The sequence below is a fragment of the Streptomyces sp. NPDC093598 genome (assembly GCF_044764825.1).
Lineage (GTDB): Bacteria > Actinomycetota > Actinomycetes > Streptomycetales > Streptomycetaceae > Streptomyces.
Genome location: NZ_JBIWIV010000024.1, coordinates 63717 through 80693 on the forward strand (window position 1 = coordinate 63717; position 16977 = coordinate 80693).

Sequence of the window (16977 nt, forward strand, 5' to 3'; positions counted from 1 at the left end):
CTGGAGACCGCGCGCCGAGACCCGGCACGCGGCGAAGGAGGAACAGGTGCGCACCTTCGAGACGGGACAGACGGTTGTACGGCGCGACGTACACGGCTCAGGCCGGGTGTGGAGCGAGCACGCGCTGCGCGTCGTCGCCGACACCAGCGAGGCCCTGGTGGCCGCCTGCCCGCCAGGAGCCGAGACGCGCTGGCCGGCCCTGTACGTCAAGGCCCGCGATGATGGCGACCGATCGGTGCGCACGGAGGCGTTCGACGCGATGGCGACTGGCGTGTGGGAGCTCGCGGACGCCGTGTGGCAGGAGACCGAGCTGCTGCTGTGGAAGCCGCCGACGGCATGGTTCAGCGTCAACGCCTTCTACACCAGCGGCGGGCTGCGGAACTGGTACGTGAACTTCGAGCACCCCACCCGCCGTACGACGGACGGATTCGACACCTTCGACCTCACGGTGGACCTGGTCGTCGACCCCGACCTGACCAGCTGGGAGTGGAAGGACGAAGACGAGTACGCGCACGTGCGGCGGCTCGGCATCGTCACCGACACCGAGCACCAGGCCGTGGACGCCGCCCGCGACCAGGTCATCGCCATGCTCACCGAGTACTCCGGCCCGTTCGCCGACGCCGCCTCGTGGATGTCCTGGCGGTGGAACCCGACCTGGCCTGCCCCCCGACTGCCGCGCCCGACGCAGGGCAGGGCGGGCGGAACATCTGCCTGACCGGCAGTGGGGCCGGACAATCCGACCCGGCCCGATGGCCCTCGGCTATCAGGTGCGCTGTCTCGTGCACGGCCTTGGCCAGGACGTCGTACTGCTCGGGGTCCATGCGGGCCTTGAGCGTCTGGCTTCGTTCACGTTCAGCGGCTCTGGCTCAACTTCTGTGACGCGTCCCCGTGAGCCGGATTGTCGTGAACGTTCGGGGAAAGGCGAGAAGGGGACCAGCCGAAGGGGACAGGAGGACCTCATGCAAGGTGGCATGACGCCACTGAAGAATCGATACCTCGCTGCGTGCTTCATCGTCGTCATGTACCTGCTGGTTGGCGCACTGTTGGTCGGCTTGCTCGCTGCGGCGCTCTCGCCCAGCGGCGTGTGGTCAGGAGCGGCAACTCTCATGGGCGGGGCCCTCGGGGCCGGCTTCGGCGTGTGGCGTCTTCGACGGACGCCCGAGGATGAACGCGCCGACGACCACATCTACTAGGCACGGGGCCGTCGCTGAACGTGCGCCCGCGTCACACAACTCGTGCCAGAACCCGTTCTCGTGGACAAAGCCACGGCTGGTTCCGTCTGGACCACACCGAGGGCCAGGAGCACGCGCTATACGTGGCCGCGGAGAAGGACACCCTTCGCCAGCAGCTCACTGCTGGCTTGCCCCGGCGGGCATCCCGGTGCTGGTGGTCCGCGGCTTCGGCTCGCAGTCGTACGCCGACGTCGTCCACGACCGGGTCACCGCCGACCCCGCGCGACGCCGTGCTCCTGGTCGTCGGCGACTTCGACTGCTCGGGCGAGGACATCGAGCGCGACTGGGTGACGCGGACGGGCTGCTGGAGCCGGACGGAACGGGTGCTGCTGACCTACGCGCAGGTCCGCGACTACGAGCTGCCCGCGACCGAGGGCAAGCACGGCGACCCGCGCTGGCCAGCCTTCGCCTGCCACCCCGGCTTCGACCCGGCCCGCCCGGTGCAGTGGGAGGTGGAAGCGCTGGAGTCGGCCGAACTCCAGCGCCTGGTCCTCGCCGCCGTCGACCCGTACGTCGACCGCGACGTCCTCGCCCGGCAGGTCGCCCGCGAGGACGCCCAGCGCCGCCCCCTGGCTGCCTTCCTGGACGGCTGGGACGCGACGGCCGGGGGAGCCCCGCGTAGTGCTTTCGGGCCCGGCTCTCGGTCTGCCGTCAACGGGAAGCCCCGGGCCAGGCATCGACGTACGGCCTTGATCGGCATGGTTTCGGTCACGGCACGTGATTGCCCGGCGGGGCCGGGACCGCTGCGGATACGGTCGATCGGTTTGACGGCCGGCGGAGGCCGCCGGTGGGAAGGGCCCGGTCGGCGTGTCGTCGCATCGCGGGTGGGGGTGGTTCGGTGGGCAGCACCGAACAGCAGATCGAGGAGCAGTTGGCGCAGCTTCAGCAGCGGGTCGGCGCTCGCCATGCGGAGGTGCTGAAACACGACGTCGACGACGACCAGTTCGCGGTGGAGTACGCCCGGCTGGTGAACGTCACCGGCAAGCTGGTGGAGTTCGAGAAGACGATCCCCGAGCGGCTGGCTGAACTCGAGCGCAGGCGCAGTGAGCGCATCGTGACGTGGTCCTGGCGCGGCCAGGCGGCCGTGGGTGCCGTGCTGATCGCGCTGGTCTTGGTTCTGGACCGCTCGACTTGGTGGTTGGTCCTTCTGGTCCCGCACTTCGTGGCAACGGTGGCCGGCTGTTTCCAGAAGGTCGATGCCGAACAGCATCGTGACCGCCGTTTCGGGGCCATTGGCGTGCACGTGGTCGCCCTCCTGGTGGCCCTCATCAGCCTGAGCGTGATCAGCTCGTGGTTCATCTTCGCTGCCGCCCTGGGCTGGATGCTGGTCGCCGGGTCCGCGATGGACAGCACGGGCGCCGACCCGAAGGGGGCGCGGCGGTGAGCGACGACTACGGCTACCAGGTCCGCCGTCTGGAGACCCGGACCGGCGGGGTGGAGAGCGAGCTGCAGACGCTGCGTTCGAAGTTGGGGGAGGTCGACGACCTCGACTACGAGCTGAGTGACATCCGCGGCGATGTCCGACGCATCGAGGACGACCTCAGCACCGTCCGCAACGAGCTGACCGAGCTGGACGACGACGTACGCGGCCACATCCAGGACACCGATCAGGCCCTCAAGCGGCTGACCGGCCGCGTCCAGGCCCTCGAAGCCCACCTGCTCGCTTCGGGCGGCGCCCCGCGCGCTGATCTCGACACCATTGACCCGGAGTGGATGAAGCTGGCCAGGACCGCCAACCACGGCTGGCACGTCCGCTCCGGCCTGCTCCCCAAGCACCAGCGCGAGGCTCACCGCCTCAGCATCCGCCACTACGAACAGGCACTAGAAGAGCGCGACGAGCACCGCGACGAGGTGGTGGAAGCCGCCGGCATCCTGGCCACTCAGCCGCGCACGTCCCGCGAGTTCAAGCAGGCCGTCATGGACTTCGGCATGTCCCACACCCTCGTTGAGAGACACGATCAGCGGGCCCGGAACCTGGCCCCGCCCGAGCCGCCCAGGCCGCACTGGCCCAGGACGACTCCCTGCGGCAGGCGAAGGCGTCGCTGATCGAGCAGGGCGACAAGGCGGAAAGGAAGCTGAACTGGCTGCTGCGCAGCCGTCTGGCCGAGGCGATCCGCGACCGCGCCCTGCTGCCCATGTGGTTTGTGACCGTGCTCGGTCCCGTGCCGCCGGCGCACAGGACGCAGGAGTGGATGGACCTCGCCACCCAGGTCCTGGCCTACCGAGTCATCTACGGGATCACAGACCAGGTCGTCGCGCTTGGACCGGCGCCTGACGATCACGTGCCGCGCCGCACTGAGTGGTACCGCGAACTCACCAAAGACCTGCGCCGCTGGTAGCCCGCGTGCGCCTGACCGCACGGCGGCTCACAGCGCCTCGTGCAACCGTCCTGCCGCTGGGGTCGACGCGGTTGGCGGGTCTCCGGCGGCGTAGGCGCAGGGGTTGCTTTCCTTGCCGAAGGGGTCGGGCTGGGTGAAGCGACCACCCATCTTGTACAGACCGCTGGAGTCGAGGTGGGTGCCGGTGGTGGTGCAGGCTTCGCGGTAGGGGCCGTACAACCCGTTCGCCCGCCTGCGCGTCGGGATCAACGGCCCGGTCAACGGGGGCGCACCGCTCAACGGCCCGCCTCTGCACGAACGGAGTGAGGCGGGAACGGCCCGGGCCACGTTCGGCACGGGGCTGAAGCGCCGTGAGCCGCGGTGCTGCGGGAGATCGCGGAGGGGCTGGTCCAGGGCGGCAAAAGGGGAGGCGCTATTTCATCCAGCGCTGCCGGTCCAAGCGTCCGACGGGCAGCAATCGCTGATTCGCCGCTTCCCGCCGCATGTCCGACGGGGCGCTCGACCAGTGGTGGTCGAGCGTCCTTATTCAGCGGACTTTCCCTACACGCTAAGCACCGATCAGCGCGTCGTTCCCACTTCACGGACAGACGGCTGTCATTTTCCGCCTCTCCTGCGGCGCCGCAGGGTGAGGATAGCGAAGATGAGAAGCCCGATGATGATGATGGCTATGGTGGCTCCGACGCTGCCCCCGACAGCGGCGCCGGAACGAGCAAGCGGTAATGACATGTCCTTCTCCTCAGCCTGTCACAAGCCGGTCACATGAATAGGCCGGCACCCGCGCCCATGGCCCAGTAGGCCACGCCGATGCCCTGATCCACTGCTTTGGAAGCGCCGAGCAGCTTTGCTCCGACTCCCACCTTTCCGCCTACCGCACCCGCAAGAGCTCCGGCGGCAATCGAAGACCCGCTCTTTCCTTGCATGGCCCCGCCTGCAGCCTCCATACCGATCGATGCAGCGGTGAGGCCGGCCGCTACGAACGTGCCGCCGGGTATGAAGATGGAGGCAAACCCCAGCGCTGGGCCGCAGTGGGCGGCGTAGTGGCGTTGCCAGTCGGCCGGCCACTGGGGGTTCCAGTGCTCGTCGATTTCCTCGAGCGCCGCCTTCCACTCGGGGTGGCCGTCCTGGCTTTGTTCACCGGTTTCGACAGCAGTTGTTCAGTGCTTTGGGAGGCACCCGGACCGCGACGTGTTCGATGTCCACGAGAAGCGACAGCACCGCCCACGCCGATGAGAATGTTGCCGTTCCGGGCGGACCCTACGAGCTACTGGATGCTCCAGCGGTGCGGACGGTCGGAACCGGTGGGGGAGGCGGGCAGGTCTCGGTCCTAGCGGCCAGCCGTCGGCGTGGCCGTCGGGTGCCACTCGCGACGGAGGAGGCCGAAGACCCAGGAGTCGGAGACGTCGCCGTTGACGACGCAGTCCTCGCGGAGGGTGCCCTCGCGGACGAAGCCGAGCTTCTCCAGGACCCGGGCGGACGCCACGTTGCGGGTGTCGGTCTCGGCCTGGACGCGGTTCAGGTCCAGGGTGTCGAACGCCCACCGCAGGACGGCGTGCGCGGTCTCCGTGGCGTAGCCGTGGCCCCACGCGGCGGCGTCGAAGGCGTAGCCCAGGGACGCGCTGCGGAAGTCCGGGTTCCAGCTGGTCAGGCCGCACCAGCCGATGAACGCGCCGTCGGAGAGGCGGTCGACGGCCACCCGCGCTCCCGTACCTTCCTCCTCGATCGTCCGGCAGATGGCGATGAAGCGCTGGGCGCGGGCCGGTTCGGTCCATGGCGGAGAGTCCCAGTAACGCAGCACGTGGGCGCTGCTGTGCAGCGCGTAGAGCGGCGCCGCGTCGGCGTCGGTGAACGGCCGTAGTCGCAGGCGGGCGGTGTGCAGTTCGGGGGTAGGCAATGTCATGCGGAGCATCCTGACTCGTCACGCTCACCCCCGGCCATCCGTTTTTCCAACGCACCCCACCAGCAACCTTTTCGTGCCAGTACTGCCGTCGAAACCCGTGAACATTTCGATTCCCCCTCGGGCAGCGGCTGCCTCCCAACCCGGTGTACATCCGCTGCCCGTTCTCAGGGACAGAGCCACCGTCCAGGGCGTTGGCCCTCCGGAGGTTGATCGGGATGTGGGTCGACTATGTGGTGGGCCGCAGAAAGCCGACGACGGCCTCCTTTTCCATGTCGATACCCTGCTCGATCTGAGGCGGGACAGGTTCGAACGCTTCCACCTGGATGGAGCGCGTGCTGGGGCCACGGGTCCAGGTGGCGATGGCCTGGCCGTCGGCGATGACGGTGGGGCGGATGAGGCCGCCTCCTGGCCAGACGCGGGCCTGGTGGGGAGCGGGGACCGACGCCTCGCGGGTGCGGTAGCCGATCAGGTAGTTGTCGTAGGCGGGCAGCATGCGAACGTCCGGGGTGTCAGACGAGCGTGGGAGTTCTTTCACCCGCCCGGCGAGCATGGTGAACGCGCCGTACTTGGTGATCGCGCCCGATTCCGCCAGCATTTTCCAGGCCATGCGGGCCCAGGTGACCGGCAGCCCGGACCAGGCGGCGAAGTCCTCCAAGGTGGCGGGGGCGTGCGCGGCAAGGTAGCGGCGGGCCAGCTCGGTGAGGGCAGAGTCTCCCTCCCACCGGAAGCGCCTGGTGGAGGGCAGCCAGTCGTCGAGCAGTACATACGTGGTCTCACCGGCGCGCTGCGGGCCGTGACAGAGGGTGCCGGTGAGTGCCGCGTGGCGGATCAGGTAGAACGGCGCCTGCCCGTCCGGCGGAATACCGAGGGTGATAAGGCGCTCGGTCAGCTCGGCCCGGGTGAGTGGGCCGTGCGCGGCAAGAGCGCGCCGGAGGAGATGGTCGGCGCGCTGGCGCAGATCATCGCCCAGGCTCAGCTGCTGGTAGCGGCGGTTTGTTGCGGCAAGGATCCGCGGGGACAGCAACTGCAACACCCAGCGGGCGTCTTCGCTGGGGACGGTGTGCAGGGTGCCGCGCATGTACCAGTTGCGGACGATGCTCCGCTCTTTCTCGTATGCCCTGCGGATGGCCTGGGCGGAGATGTCCCGGCCGCGTACCCGGATGCCCAGGTCGGCGGCCGTGGCGTCCTGGGCCTGGATGGCGAAGACCCGTTGGACGACCGCCTCGGCAGAGGCCTCGCGTGCTCCGCCGGCCAGGGCCTGAGCACAGGCCCGCGGCCTGCGGATGCTCTCGTGGTCAGGCATCGGGCTGTGCCTCTCGGCCGGCGCGGTCAGGAGACGGCCTTGTCGAGGACGCGGGCGAGTTCGGCGGGCGCGGACAGCATCGGCCAGTGCCCGGTGGGCAGGTCGAAGCGCCGCCACGGCGGCTGGTTCAGGTAGGCCAGCATCGGCACCCCGGCATCCAGCAGTCCCGTGAAGTCATGGCAGGCGATCAGGACACGGTCCACACCGGGACCGGGCTCGGCCGGGTCGGCGAGGCGCTGGGTGTAGGTGCCGAACGGCTGAGGGGTGGCACGCGTGCGCAGAGTGTTCCGTTGGCCCTCATCGAGCCCGTCGAGGCTGCTGGACAGGCCCAGGACCTCAAAGGGCGGCATCGGTAGCCGCCACCCGTCGCCGGAAGCGTCGATCTGCTGGCGCAACTGGTCCGCTGCTTGCGGTGGCATGAGGTCGAGCATGCACATGCCTGCGGCGAATGGGGCGCTGTCCACGTAGATCACGCGTTCCAGCCGGTCGCCGAGACGTCCGGCTGCCCCGGTGACCGGTGCAGCCGCGTAGCTGTGGGCGACCAGCGTGACGTCGCGCAGATCGTGCCTTTCGACGAATCCCGTGATGTCCGCGATGTGCGTGTCCAGGTCCGTCTGGGGGCCGCCCTGGTCGGCGTGCTCGGCCAGGCCGGTCAGTGTCAGCGGCAGCGCCGTGTGGCCGCGCTGCCGCAAAGCTTGGGCGGTGTGTTCCCAGGCCCATGCCCCGAGCCAGGCGCCGGGAACGAGTACGAAGGTGGCCATGTGATCTCCCTGAAGTGAGGTGCTGAGGGGAGCGTAAAGTCGATACAGGACAGAATCCGCCCTGAAATGCCGAGTGACCCATGTCGCATCCCCTCACCCGTGTGCTGACCCTGCTGGAACTCCTCCAGTCAAACGCCCGACTCACCGGGGCGGAGCTGGCAGACCGCCTGGACACCGACGTCCGCACCGTGCGCCGCTACACGGCCCACCTACGCGACTTAGGCATCCCCGTGGAGGCCGAACGCGGCCGCTACGGCGGCTACCGGCTGGCCCGTGGCTACCGCATGCCCCCTCTGGTCCTCACCAACGACGAGGCCCTCGCAGTCGTTCTTGGCCTGCTCGCGGCAGAACGTCTGGGCATGGGCACCGCCGCGCCGGCCAGTGCTGGTGCCCTGGCCAAGATCGAGCGGGTGCTTCCGCACGCCCTGCGCGAGCCGCTCGCCGCCATGCGGGAAACCCTGTCCTTCACCGCCATCGCCGTGATCGGGCAGGCACCCGGAACCGGCGTCCTGCTGGCCCTGGCCCAGGCCTCCCGCGCCCACACGACCGTCGGTATCAGCCACCGGTCCTGGCGCCAGGAACACACCGAACGCGACATCGACCCCTACGGCGTGGTCTTCCACACCGGCCGCTGGTACGTCGTCGGCCACGACCACCTCCGCGACAGCCTGCGGACCTTCCGCATCGACCGCATCGCCTCCGTCACACCCCGAGCCGACAGCTTCACCGCACCCGACGGCTTCGACCCCGTCGCCCACCTGACCTCGACCCTCGCCCAGGGGCCCTACCGTTGGCAGGTCGAGGTGACGATCCATGGCCCCCTCGATGAGATCGCCCGCCGACTGCCTCGCTCAGCGGTGACCCTCACCGCCCAGCCCACCGGCGTTCTCCTGCACGCACGGGCGGAACGGCTGGACGGCATCGCCCACATGCTCGCCTCCCTGGAATGGCCCTTCACCATCCACCAGCCCGACGAACTACGGCAGGCGCTCAAGGATCTGGCCGCCCAGCTCACCGCAGCCGCCCAGCGGGAACCGGAAGAACTACCACAGTAAATAGCGGATTTACTGCGGCAGGACCGGAAGGGCGGGACGGCGTGACGATCGAGCGTCGCGCCGGGCTCTCAAGGCGGAGGGCTTCCCCGAGGTCGTCTTTTCCGACAGCCTCTACCGGCTGCTGCCGTTCCTGGAGCGCCTGAGCGAGGCCCGCCAGGCCGACCTCGGACTGGACGGCGGCGACGGCCTCGGTGACCTGAACCTCGTCTCCCGGGTGTTTGGCGAGGAGATCCTGCCGCTGTGGCAGTGGAAGCCCGGCTCGAACGTCGCCGGCGGCGACCGCGTCGCGGAGATCCGCCTCGGCCTGCAGTACCTCACCCTCGCCCTGCGCACTGATGTCGACGGCGAGGGCGACTACGGGTTCGACGTGATGGTGCCGTGTCCGCACGACGACGAGTGCACCGGCCGTGCCTGGGTGCCCGCCTACAGCGTCACCTGTCTCTTCCGGGCGCTGGACGACGACGAGGACATCGTCTGCACCGTGCACGGCCCGAACAACGGCGACGACCCCGACGGCCGCGCTGACCTCGAAACGCAGGCCCTGGAAGCGATCCGCGGCTAACGGACCTCCGTGCAGCCCCGGCCCCTGGCTTACCGCCGGGGCCGGGGCGGTCGCGGTGGTCTCTCAACCACCGCGATCACGAGAGGAGTGGACGCCAGGGACGCTGCGTACATGCTGCGCGTGATGACCGGCGCTACAGCCGTGCCGTCCACGTCCGCCCGACCGGTCCATCAGCAGGTCTACGACGCTGTGAAGCCCTGGACCGTCGGCCGCAGCCTCAACTCCGTCTAGAGCGACGGCACCCTGGTCTCCCAGGAGGAGGTCCGGGAACTGTTCGCGCCCGAGGACTTCGAGCGACTACGACGCGCGAAGACGCTGTACGACCCGCACAACCTGTTCCGGTTCACGCACACATCCGACCGGAGGACAGCGATTGACGAAGCGCCGCCGCTCGGCCGCCAGGCTTGCGCGTGCGTGCAGCAACTCGACCCAGCCACACCACGAATTCCCCAGAGCCGGAACGGAGGCGACTGTCGGCACCGCGCCGGTTGCCGATCGCCGGCCCTGGAGGACGGCGAACGATCCAGCGGGGACGCCACAGCCATAGGGGCGGCCCGCGTCGGCCCTCCGGTCAGGCGGAGTGCCGATGGCGGTGAACAGGCCGTGGCCCTTGGTGAAGCACTGCATGCCGGGCGACGGCGGGCGGTGGTCGGTGGCCGTCGAGTCGTAGCCGGTGGACAGGTTCAGCGGATCGCGGACGAAGCGGTCCCGCAATTCGGTGTAGGAGCTGTCCTCCCACTGGATCATCGCGTGCATCTGACCCCATCCCGCCGTGGAGGGCCAGATGAGGCCGGAGCGGTCGTCCGTGAACCAGTTGGTGACGGTGTAGCCGTCCGGCTGGACGGCCTGGTGCATGTTGTGCGCGTCGTACGGCTCGTCGGAGCCGAACGGGAAGCGGACAACGTGGTAGGCGCCGTCGGCGGGGATCGACTGCGCAACGCTGGTCTTCAATGAGCAGACATGGACAGCCACTTGCGTCTCCTGGGCGGTGGGCCGCATGACGCGGGTTTGGGGCCCCGGTGCATCTTCACCCCGTTCGCACCCGACCCGGGTGAATGTCTGGACGGGGATCGGTTCGGTCCTCCCCGCCCACGCGGGGGTGTTCCGTCAAGTCCCTGAGCCCTTTCAGCATGACCACCGATCAGGTGACGGCGCAACTGGCTCCGGGCGGCCTACGGCGGACGGGGAACGTCCGGTAAGACTGGAGTAGGGCGCCGCGGAGGCGATGACGGAACTCCGGCCGGGCCCCGGGCGTCCAAGGAACGCACGGCTTCCGTTCGTCATCGTCACCCCGGGGGACCCATGCGCAAGACCACAGTCCGCCTGCTCATCATCCTGGCTCTGGTCGTCACCGGAATCAGTGCTGCCGCGGGGTACGGCACCGAGAGAGGCCGCAGTCGGGACACACAAGTCCGCCACACCGGCCCGGCGCCGGACACCCGGGCCCGCCAGGTCGCCGCCGCCTGGGACGGCTCAGCGGCCGCCGACGCCTGGCGCGAGGGCTACTACCCTATGGGCGAGGCGGTGCAGCTGCCCGAGAACGCCTTCCGTCACGAGGCCGACAAGGAGGCTTACGCGACGCAGAACTTCGTCCTGCGCGGCGACCTGCCCGCCACGCCACGCAAGGAGGGCGACGTGAGGTGGGCGGGCGGCGGCTCGCTCACTCTCCCCTTGATGGGTGCGCGGCAGGCGTACGAGACCGTGGCTCGCGGCAGCAACGACGGGCCGCACCTGACCGTCACTGGGGCGGAGCTGGGCGAGATGACGCTGGCCACGAGCCGCGGCCCGGCCACGGTCCCCGCCTGGCTGTTCACGCTGGAAGGGTACGACACCCCGCTCAAGCGGGTCGCTGTGCGTCCGTCGAAGCTTCCCAGGCCGCCGATCGGTCCGGCGGCCGAGTCGCCCTCCAGCGGGCTCCGGAATCTCGACCACTTGGACGAGACGGCTGTCGGCAGTCGAACCGTCATGGTGGTGGCCCTCCACGGAGCCTGCGATGACGGCCCTGTAGTGGACGTGCTGGAGACGAGGGGCAGCGTGGTGCTCTCGGCGTATGTGGTCGGCACGCAGGACGGCCGCCCCTGCACCACCCAGCTGCTGGGCAAGGACGTGACAGTGACGCTGGAACGCCCGCTCGGTGACCGGATCCTTCTGGACGCGTTCACCGGACGCCCGGCGCCGTACGGCGGGCCGAACGGGCAGTCGCCCAGCTGGGGTTAACACGATTCATTCGAGTAGTCCGAACAACCTCCGCTCGCCCGCCGTTCGCCGCCGTCACAGGTCGGTCAGTGCTGGAGGGTGGAGCCGGTGGGAGAGACCTCGCGGACGGTGGCGCAGGCTGGCCGGTGCGGCCGTGGACGCGCAGGTCGCTCTCCTTGTCGGGTCTTCAGACGTCCGGCGGGCCAGGCCCCCGGGAGCGTTCCACCGACTCGGTGAGCGCTTCGCGCAGTCGTCCGGTCTCCTCCGCGTAAGCGACGAGGCCACCCAACTCCTGGAGGGAAACATCCTCGCCGTATGCAGGAGGCCGCCCCGGCCGCTCCGCGGCTCTTCGCGGCACGGGGGCTCGCCGCATGCAATCGGACCGGCGCCGTTGCTCCAAGGGCAACAACACCGCAGGGCCGGCGGCATAGGTTCGCAAACCCGCGTTCACTCGCGCTCTGAGTACCTGCCCGGCCAGTGCGGACGCGTCTCTGGCGACCCGCAGCGCCGCGTCGCAGGGATGCGAGCTCGGTGACATCGGCTGCCTTCACCGAGGCGGCCGCAACGTCTGGGAAGCAGTTCAGGTAAGGGACAGCAGCATCTTCGTCTGCCCCAGAGCCAGCGTTGCGCCGAGGACGAAGAACAGTCCCTGAACGGCGCTGGTGATGGGCATACGCAGTCGTGCGTGAACGTACGACGACGCGCCGAGCGCGACGGGAATAATCCAGACCACGACCAGCTGAGACAACGGCACAGCCTGGCCTGACGTCGCCCGGTCCGCCGAAGGCTCGGAATGCGACATCCCCACTAGGAACATCCACAGCGCCACTCCCGCCAGGGCCAGAGCATCGGCTGCCGCCAGCAGCAGCGCGACCGCGGCATCCGTCAACCGGGAGGGCCGGCGCCTCCCGGTGTCATCGGATGCGCTGCCGCGTCCACTCGACCGCCGACACTTGCGGATGCCGTTCCTGACTGTCTCCCACCAGGCCATTTCTTCACTGCACCACGGAGGCGACGATTCCGCTCCAGCCCGGCACATAACGACTCGGGCCACCCCGGTTACCACGCTGCTCCGACGTCACGGCGGGCCGTGGGTGACGTGATGGTGCCGGCCGCGCCAGGTACGGCCCCCGAAGTAGTTCACGCCCAGGCTGTGTTGGGGCTCGCGGTATTCGCGCTCGATCCGCGAGCGCGTCTTCGCCCACCGAGGTCGTCTGGAAGCAATCGGTTCGTCGTGCGGGGTTGCTCCGGTCAGCGCGGCATGCGGGGACTCAGCTCGCGTGCCTTCTCCCGCAGTCCTGCCGCCCAGGATCCGCCGTCCGTCGCGACGGACATACCTGTAACGGCAGAGACCTGCGCGTCTTCGAGCGGGCCGTGCGGGGCGGCGCCGAACTGTGCCCAGTCCACCTCGATTCCGGCGCGCTCTGCAAGGACTACCACAGCGGCGGTGAAGCCGTCGGAGGTCAAGGAGTGGCCGCCCGCACTCCTGGCCGCCAGCCGGGTGCGAGCCGGTCGGTGCGGGGTGGGCATCGAGGGCCTGGCCCACGCCGACGGCCTCCAGCTGGCGCAGGGTGTCGGCGACGTCCTCGTGGCCCTCGGTGAGGAACTGCGCGGCGAAGTCGATGACGGCGCGGGCGATGCCCTCCGCCGTGTCCGGCCCGGTCTGCCCCAGATCCGCAGCGAGGTTATGAAGACGCGCCCGAGGGCCTCCAAGGCGAAGGTGTCCTCGGATGGCTCGCCCGCGTCCGTGGGCGGAGCACAGCGGTTCCTGTCCGCGTTCAACGGCATCTCGCACCACTTCCGGCCCCGCCGCCATCTGATGCCCGCACACGACTACCGAGCCGTGATGACCGTCCGCTTCGCAATCTGGGAGCAGATCACCGGAGTCGCCGGCGTCGCTGCCACGGCCTGAGCACAACCCGGAACCGGGCTCCACCACACCACGACGCACCATCAGACACCTACCCGCCCAACAACGTGACAGCGCCTGGATTCGGATCCGAGGCCACGCCACTGGCCGGGGATCTCCCCGTCGCCAGGGTCGCACTTGGGAGCCTGCCAGTCGATGGCCATGACGTAGTGGTGGCCGGCTTCGATTCGCGGCTCGCCTTCTCCGGCCATCTCGGTGCGGTTGTCCATGCTCCCGTCAGTGAACTGCCAGCCGTGTGCGATCCACTCGAACGATGCGGGGGCGGCTTTGGCGGCGGTGTCGCTGGACCATAAGACCTTGTCGACGCGCAGAGTCACCTTGCGAAGGATCAGCCCTTCGCCGCGGTCGACCTCGTCCTGGCTGGGCGAGATCTCCCTTTCCACGACAGGGGTGACCTCGACGACATGATCAGCGTAGGTGACCCAGTCGGTCGCCGTCTGCGCGGGGTGTCGGTCAGCGCCGTGGGCCAGGATCACCGCCGGCCGGTCTTGCTGGGCGCTGGCGGACTGGCCGCTGAGGGGGAGGGCGGTCGTGGCGACGGCTGCGGTAGCTGCGACGCCGGTGGCTATGGCAGTGGCGCGTGTAAATCGTCTCAACACCGAGCGCCAGCATCGCGCGCACCAGCTCTGTATCCGACGGCTGCAGCAGCGGCTCGCCCGTCGTGGACGTGCGCGTGTTCACCATCCGCTCACCCTCCCCTCCTGCTCCTCATACGACGGAAGACGCGCGTGGAACGTTCACCCAAGACCGAGGACGTCGTGCGCGGCTGATCGGACGAAGGGAAATGCGCACGAGAACCCAGCTGTGCTGGCCTCATCGCCACATTGAGCAAGATCCGCTTTCAGCAGCACCCCGAGCCAGCCGACGGCGGGGCTGAGCTACGGTGACGCTTATGCGCACCGAGGACGCGATCATCCGACCCCTACTCCGGATACGGCATGTAGCGGCGCGTGGGGCCATGTACGGGCTGTCCGCCGTGCCCCTGCTCGGGGTGGCCTCCCTGTTCGTCGGCGACCACCACGACCGCAGCACGTTCCTCGGCGTCGTCGGATTGGTCGCCGCCTTCGTAGCCGTGGTGGGGGATTCTTATCGGGCTCTTTTTCTGGTGGGCCTGCGGGGGAGACATCCGGCGCTGCCGGGACTGGCACACCGTCACGGGCCAGGCCGGGTTCGTAACGGTCGCGGCCCTGGTCCTGCTACGGGTCGGAGTACTGGCGCTGGTGCTGTGCCCAGGCGCTTTCGGCCTGCACCTCCTCGTGGACGGCGCCGAGTACGGCAGCTGGCTGTACGGCAACTGAGCCACACGCGCCCGGCGCGGGCGCTTCGTGCGCCTTCCGCGCGGCCGTCGGGCTGTGCGCCACAGCGTCCCGACGGGTCCCTTTCGACGCCTGCCCCAAGGGCAGTGTCCACCGCCGGAGCCGAGGAGGGCTCACGGCGTGTGCTGGTCGGGTATCAAGATCGACCCCACCCGCGCGCAGGTCCGGCCGGAGGAGATCCTCACCGGAGGCATCGTGACTGCCCGCCCGCCGTGACCGAGTGGCGCAGGCTCCGTAAGGAGTACGACCGTCTCCGCGACCGCGTCCTGGAGAAGCTCAATCGACAGCAGGCGACGGCCTCTGTGGCCCTGACTCGTCAGTCGGCTTGAACCAGTTCGGCGCACCCTCAAAGTTCACCGGAACGCCCGTACAACCCTCCTGCCCCGTTAGTGGTCTCCTGCTCGCACACGCTTACGGAAGTTGAGCCCGCGCCCCACTCGGCGCTGGCCCTCCTCCCTCTTGGAGACGCCTTGCGCACACCCCCGTTCCTGATGGCCGCTTGCCTTCTGACCTCCGGACTGACTCCGTTCGCCCTGGCGGTGCCCGCCGCCCACGCGGCGACCCCAGCGGCTCCGTATGACTTCAACGGCGACGGGTACCGCGACCTCGCGGTCGGCGTGCCGGGTGCCACGGTCGGCGGCAAGACGAAGGCGGGGGCGGTGTCCGTCGTCTACGGCTCCTCCACCGGCCTGAGGACGACGAAGTACCAGAGCATCACCCAGAACTCCACCGGTGTCCCCGGCAGCGCGGAGACCTCGGACGCCTTCGGCAAGGTGGTCACGTCGGCGGACCTGGACCGTGACGGCTACGCGGACCTGGTCGTCGGCGCCCCGGGCGAGGACATCGGCTACGAGGTCAATCCCGACCCCGACGACGGCACAGTCGTCATCGTCTGGGGCGGCACGGCGGGGCTGTCCGGCGCCTCGACCCTCGAGAACGTGAACTCCAACGACCGCGACCACTACGGACAGGCCCTGACCGCCGGGGACTTCGACGGCGACGGAGACGACGACATCGCGGTGGGCGCCACAGGGAACTCCAACCTCCAGATCATGAAGGGTCCGTTCGCCCGGTCCGGCGAGCACATGAGCGGTTCCACAGGCGGGGGCATGGGCCACGGGTCGCGGCCGTTCAACGACACGTACGGCGTCGAGTACCTGTCCTCGGGCGACGTGCTGGGCGCCGGTTTCGACGGTCTCATCGTCCACGGCCGCGCCAAGGGCACCGACGACGCGATCACGGCCTGGGCCGACGGCCGGATCACCAACTTCACCGACTGGCTGGAGTACCTCCCGGGCAGCTACGTCTCTTCGGTCGCCGACGTCAACAAGGACGGTTACGCCGACATCGTGGCCGGCAACCACCGGGAGAGCGCGGCCGATCCCTCGGGCGCACTCGGCGGCAAGGTCACCCTCGTGTACGGAGCTGCGGAGGCCCAGTTCACCGAGAACCGCAAGACCGCTTCGTTCACCCAGTCCACGACGGGCGTCCCCGGCACCTCGGAGTCTGGCGACGGCTTCGGCGGAGGTGTCTCGCTGGGCGACATCAACGGCGACGGACACGCGGACCTCGCGGTCGGGGCGACATACGAGTCCTTCGGCACCTCGGAGGACACCGGCACGGTGACGATCCTCTACGGCAGCAAGACCGGATTCTCGGCGACCGGCGCGCTCACCCTGTCCCAGTCCACGTCAGGCGTCCCCGGCACCTCGGAGGACAACGACCGCTTCGGCGGCCGCGTCCTGCTCGCCGACACGGTCAAGGACGGCAAGGCGGACCTCACGGTCGCGGGCCCGGGCGAGAACGGGAGCGACGGCGCGGTCTGGTCCTTCAAGAGCCTGACGAACGGTTCTGTGTTCGGCCCGTCCGCCACCGCCGTCTCCACCTCGGGCGCCCCGGCATTCGGCACGACCCTGGGCAGCTGAGCCAAAAGCTGGCCCGTACCCGCGGCGGGCTACGTGTTGGCGCCTTGGCGTAGGTTTCCAGGTAGAACCGGAGGCGTACTCCGGGTTCGTCCGCTCCCGGGTCGCACGGTCTGCCGGCGCGATGGCGCACCGCGCGGCGAGCAGCTCCTGGACTGCGAAGGCGGTTGCGTCGTCGGCGGCCGCCACCTCCACCACGGCCAAGCCCGGCACAGCCACATGCGCCTCGTTGATTCGCCTCCTGCTGAGCATGACGCACCACGCCCTGCGGAAGTTCTCCCGCCCGAGCGCGCGGGCCGGGAGCGTGCTGAGGTAGCGCACGCCCGGGCCCTATGGCTCCGCGACCGGCTTCATGCACGGGAGGGGTGGCCTAAAGGGTGTTGCATAAGGTCGGGCTCGGGCAGGCCGGAGTAGTGCTTGACCTGCTGCTTCACCCAGTCAGGGCGAGGTTGTGCATGGTGGCG

Annotated in this window: 16 protein-coding genes and 5 pseudogenes; 13 read left to right on the forward strand and 8 right to left on the reverse strand. The window is 69.4% G+C overall.

What is annotated here, in order from left to right; all coding sequences use genetic code 11:
* Nucleotides 1-46 precede the first annotated feature (46 nt).
* The 6 genes from ACIRDU_RS37235 to ACIRDU_RS37260 all read left to right on the forward strand — a co-directional run bounded on the left by ACIRDU_RS37235 (nucleotide 47) and on the right by ACIRDU_RS37260 (nucleotide 3571).
* Nucleotides 47-715 carry a DUF402 domain-containing protein gene (locus tag ACIRDU_RS37235; protein WP_403588417.1) on the forward strand — a complete coding sequence of 223 codons (669 nt, stop codon included), beginning with the start codon at nucleotides 47-49 and terminating at the stop codon, nucleotides 713-715.
* Between the two features lie 256 nt (nucleotides 716-971).
* Nucleotides 972-1193 carry a hypothetical protein gene (locus ACIRDU_RS37240; protein WP_403588419.1) on the forward strand — a complete coding sequence of 74 codons (222 nt, stop codon included), beginning with the start codon at nucleotides 972-974 and terminating at the stop codon, nucleotides 1191-1193.
* A gap of 269 nt (nucleotides 1194-1462) precedes the next feature.
* Complete coding sequence (locus ACIRDU_RS37245; RefSeq protein ID WP_403588421.1) at nucleotides 1463-2152, forward strand: hypothetical protein; 690 nt, start codon at nucleotides 1463-1465, stop codon at nucleotides 2150-2152.
* Complete coding sequence (locus ACIRDU_RS37250) at nucleotides 2071-2616, forward strand: hypothetical protein (RefSeq protein WP_403588423.1); 546 nt, start codon at nucleotides 2071-2073, stop codon at nucleotides 2614-2616. The genes ACIRDU_RS37245 and ACIRDU_RS37250 overlap by 82 nt, the downstream gene beginning before the upstream one ends.
* On the forward strand, nucleotides 2613-3278 hold the full coding sequence (locus tag ACIRDU_RS37255; protein WP_403588425.1) for a hypothetical protein: 666 nt from the start codon (nucleotides 2613-2615) through the stop codon (nucleotides 3276-3278). The genes ACIRDU_RS37250 and ACIRDU_RS37255 overlap by 4 nt, the downstream gene beginning before the upstream one ends.
* A 146-nt stretch (nucleotides 3279-3424) precedes the next feature.
* Nucleotides 3425-3571, forward strand: coding sequence for a hypothetical protein (locus ACIRDU_RS37260; protein ID WP_403588427.1), 147 nt, complete (start codon nucleotides 3425-3427; stop codon nucleotides 3569-3571).
* A gap of 27 nt (nucleotides 3572-3598) precedes the next feature.
* On the opposite strand, the gene ACIRDU_RS37265 is transcribed toward ACIRDU_RS37260, so the two are convergent.
* From ACIRDU_RS37265 to ACIRDU_RS37280, 4 genes are all read right to left on the reverse strand, one after another.
* Nucleotides 3599-3832: a hypothetical protein gene (locus tag ACIRDU_RS37265; protein WP_403588428.1), complete on the reverse strand. Its 234-nt coding sequence runs from the start codon at nucleotides 3830-3832 to the stop codon at nucleotides 3599-3601.
* 1063 nt (nucleotides 3833-4895) lie between these two features.
* Nucleotides 4896-5468: a GNAT family protein gene (locus tag ACIRDU_RS37270; RefSeq protein ID WP_361876864.1), complete on the reverse strand. Its 573-nt coding sequence runs from the start codon at nucleotides 5466-5468 to the stop codon at nucleotides 4896-4898.
* A 226-nt stretch (nucleotides 5469-5694) separates the two neighbouring features.
* Nucleotides 5695-6771 carry a winged helix DNA-binding domain-containing protein gene (locus ACIRDU_RS37275; protein ID WP_403588431.1) on the reverse strand — a complete coding sequence of 359 codons (1077 nt, stop codon included), beginning with the start codon at nucleotides 6769-6771 and terminating at the stop codon, nucleotides 5695-5697.
* A gap of 26 nt (nucleotides 6772-6797) precedes the next feature.
* Nucleotides 6798-7532: an alpha/beta fold hydrolase gene (locus tag ACIRDU_RS37280; RefSeq protein ID WP_403588433.1), complete on the reverse strand. Its 735-nt coding sequence runs from the start codon at nucleotides 7530-7532 to the stop codon at nucleotides 6798-6800.
* Between the two features lie 80 nt (nucleotides 7533-7612).
* On the opposite strand from ACIRDU_RS37280, the gene ACIRDU_RS37285 reads away from it, so the two are divergent.
* Nucleotides 7613-8587 carry a helix-turn-helix transcriptional regulator gene (locus ACIRDU_RS37285; protein WP_403588435.1) on the forward strand — a complete coding sequence of 325 codons (975 nt, stop codon included), beginning with the start codon at nucleotides 7613-7615 and terminating at the stop codon, nucleotides 8585-8587.
* 55 nt (nucleotides 8588-8642) lie between these two features.
* Nucleotides 8643-9149: pseudogene (locus ACIRDU_RS37290) on the forward strand (ATP/GTP-binding protein); the annotation flags it as partial.
* 576 nt (nucleotides 9150-9725) lie between these two features.
* Here the strand turns inward: ACIRDU_RS37290 and ACIRDU_RS37295 are convergent.
* A pseudogene (locus ACIRDU_RS37295) lies at nucleotides 9726-10148 on the reverse strand (hypothetical protein); the annotation flags it as partial.
* Nucleotides 10149-10451: 303 nt separating this feature from the next.
* On the opposite strand from ACIRDU_RS37295, the gene ACIRDU_RS37300 reads away from it, so the two are divergent.
* Nucleotides 10452-11366, forward strand: coding sequence for a hypothetical protein (locus tag ACIRDU_RS37300; RefSeq protein ID WP_403588437.1), 915 nt, complete (start codon nucleotides 10452-10454; stop codon nucleotides 11364-11366).
* Nucleotides 11367-11925: 559 nt separating this feature from the next.
* On the opposite strand, the gene ACIRDU_RS37305 is transcribed toward ACIRDU_RS37300, so the two are convergent.
* Nucleotides 11926-12336: a hypothetical protein gene (locus ACIRDU_RS37305; protein WP_403588439.1), complete on the reverse strand. Its 411-nt coding sequence runs from the start codon at nucleotides 12334-12336 to the stop codon at nucleotides 11926-11928.
* A 753-nt stretch (nucleotides 12337-13089) separates the two neighbouring features.
* Between ACIRDU_RS37305 and ACIRDU_RS37310 the strand changes: the two are divergent.
* Nucleotides 13090-13257 (forward strand): annotated as a pseudogene (locus ACIRDU_RS37310) (IS6 family transposase); the annotation flags it as partial.
* A 41-nt stretch (nucleotides 13258-13298) separates the two neighbouring features.
* Here the strand turns inward: ACIRDU_RS37310 and ACIRDU_RS37315 are convergent.
* Nucleotides 13299-13751, reverse strand: coding sequence for a hypothetical protein (locus ACIRDU_RS37315; protein ID WP_403588441.1), 453 nt, complete (start codon nucleotides 13749-13751; stop codon nucleotides 13299-13301).
* A gap of 482 nt (nucleotides 13752-14233) precedes the next feature.
* Between ACIRDU_RS37315 and ACIRDU_RS37320 the strand changes: the two are divergent.
* The 3 genes and pseudogenes from ACIRDU_RS37320 to ACIRDU_RS37330 form a co-directional block, all read left to right on the forward strand.
* Nucleotides 14234-14293, forward strand: a pseudogene (locus ACIRDU_RS37320) (hypothetical protein); the annotation flags it as partial.
* Nucleotides 14294-14399: 106 nt separating this feature from the next.
* Nucleotides 14400-14573 (forward strand): DUF6336 family protein, encoded by a 174-nt coding sequence (locus tag ACIRDU_RS37325; protein WP_403588451.1) that lies wholly within the window; start codon nucleotides 14400-14402, stop codon nucleotides 14571-14573.
* Between the two features lie 488 nt (nucleotides 14574-15061).
* Complete coding sequence (locus ACIRDU_RS37330) at nucleotides 15062-16516, forward strand: hypothetical protein (RefSeq protein WP_403588443.1); 1455 nt, start codon at nucleotides 15062-15064, stop codon at nucleotides 16514-16516.
* A gap of 141 nt (nucleotides 16517-16657) precedes the next feature.
* Here the strand turns inward: ACIRDU_RS37330 and ACIRDU_RS37335 are convergent.
* Nucleotides 16658-16765 (reverse strand): annotated as a pseudogene (locus tag ACIRDU_RS37335) (DUF6207 family protein); the annotation flags it as partial.
* Between the last annotated feature and the right edge of the window lie 212 nt (nucleotides 16766-16977).

Coding starts and splice junctions, on each gene's coding strand:
- ACIRDU_RS37240 (WP_403588419.1), top strand. CDS start 972: ATGACGCCACTGAAGAATCGATACCTCGCTGCGTGCTTCATCGTCGTC.
- ACIRDU_RS37260 (WP_403588427.1), top strand. CDS start 3,425: ATGGACCTCGCCACCCAGGTCCTGGCCTACCGAGTCATCTACGGGATC.
- ACIRDU_RS37270 (WP_361876864.1), bottom strand. CDS start 5,468: ATGACATTGCCTACCCCCGAACTGCACACCGCCCGCCTGCGACTACGG.
- ACIRDU_RS37275 (WP_403588431.1), bottom strand. CDS start 6,771: ATGCCTGACCACGAGAGCATCCGCAGGCCGCGGGCCTGTGCTCAGGCC.
- ACIRDU_RS37280 (WP_403588433.1), bottom strand. CDS start 7,532: ATGGCCACCTTCGTACTCGTTCCCGGCGCCTGGCTCGGGGCATGGGCC.
- ACIRDU_RS37285 (WP_403588435.1), top strand. CDS start 7,613: ATGTCGCATCCCCTCACCCGTGTGCTGACCCTGCTGGAACTCCTCCAG.
- ACIRDU_RS37300 (WP_403588437.1), top strand. CDS start 10,452: ATGCGCAAGACCACAGTCCGCCTGCTCATCATCCTGGCTCTGGTCGTC.
- ACIRDU_RS37305 (WP_403588439.1), bottom strand. CDS start 12,336: ATGGCCTGGTGGGAGACAGTCAGGAACGGCATCCGCAAGTGTCGGCGG.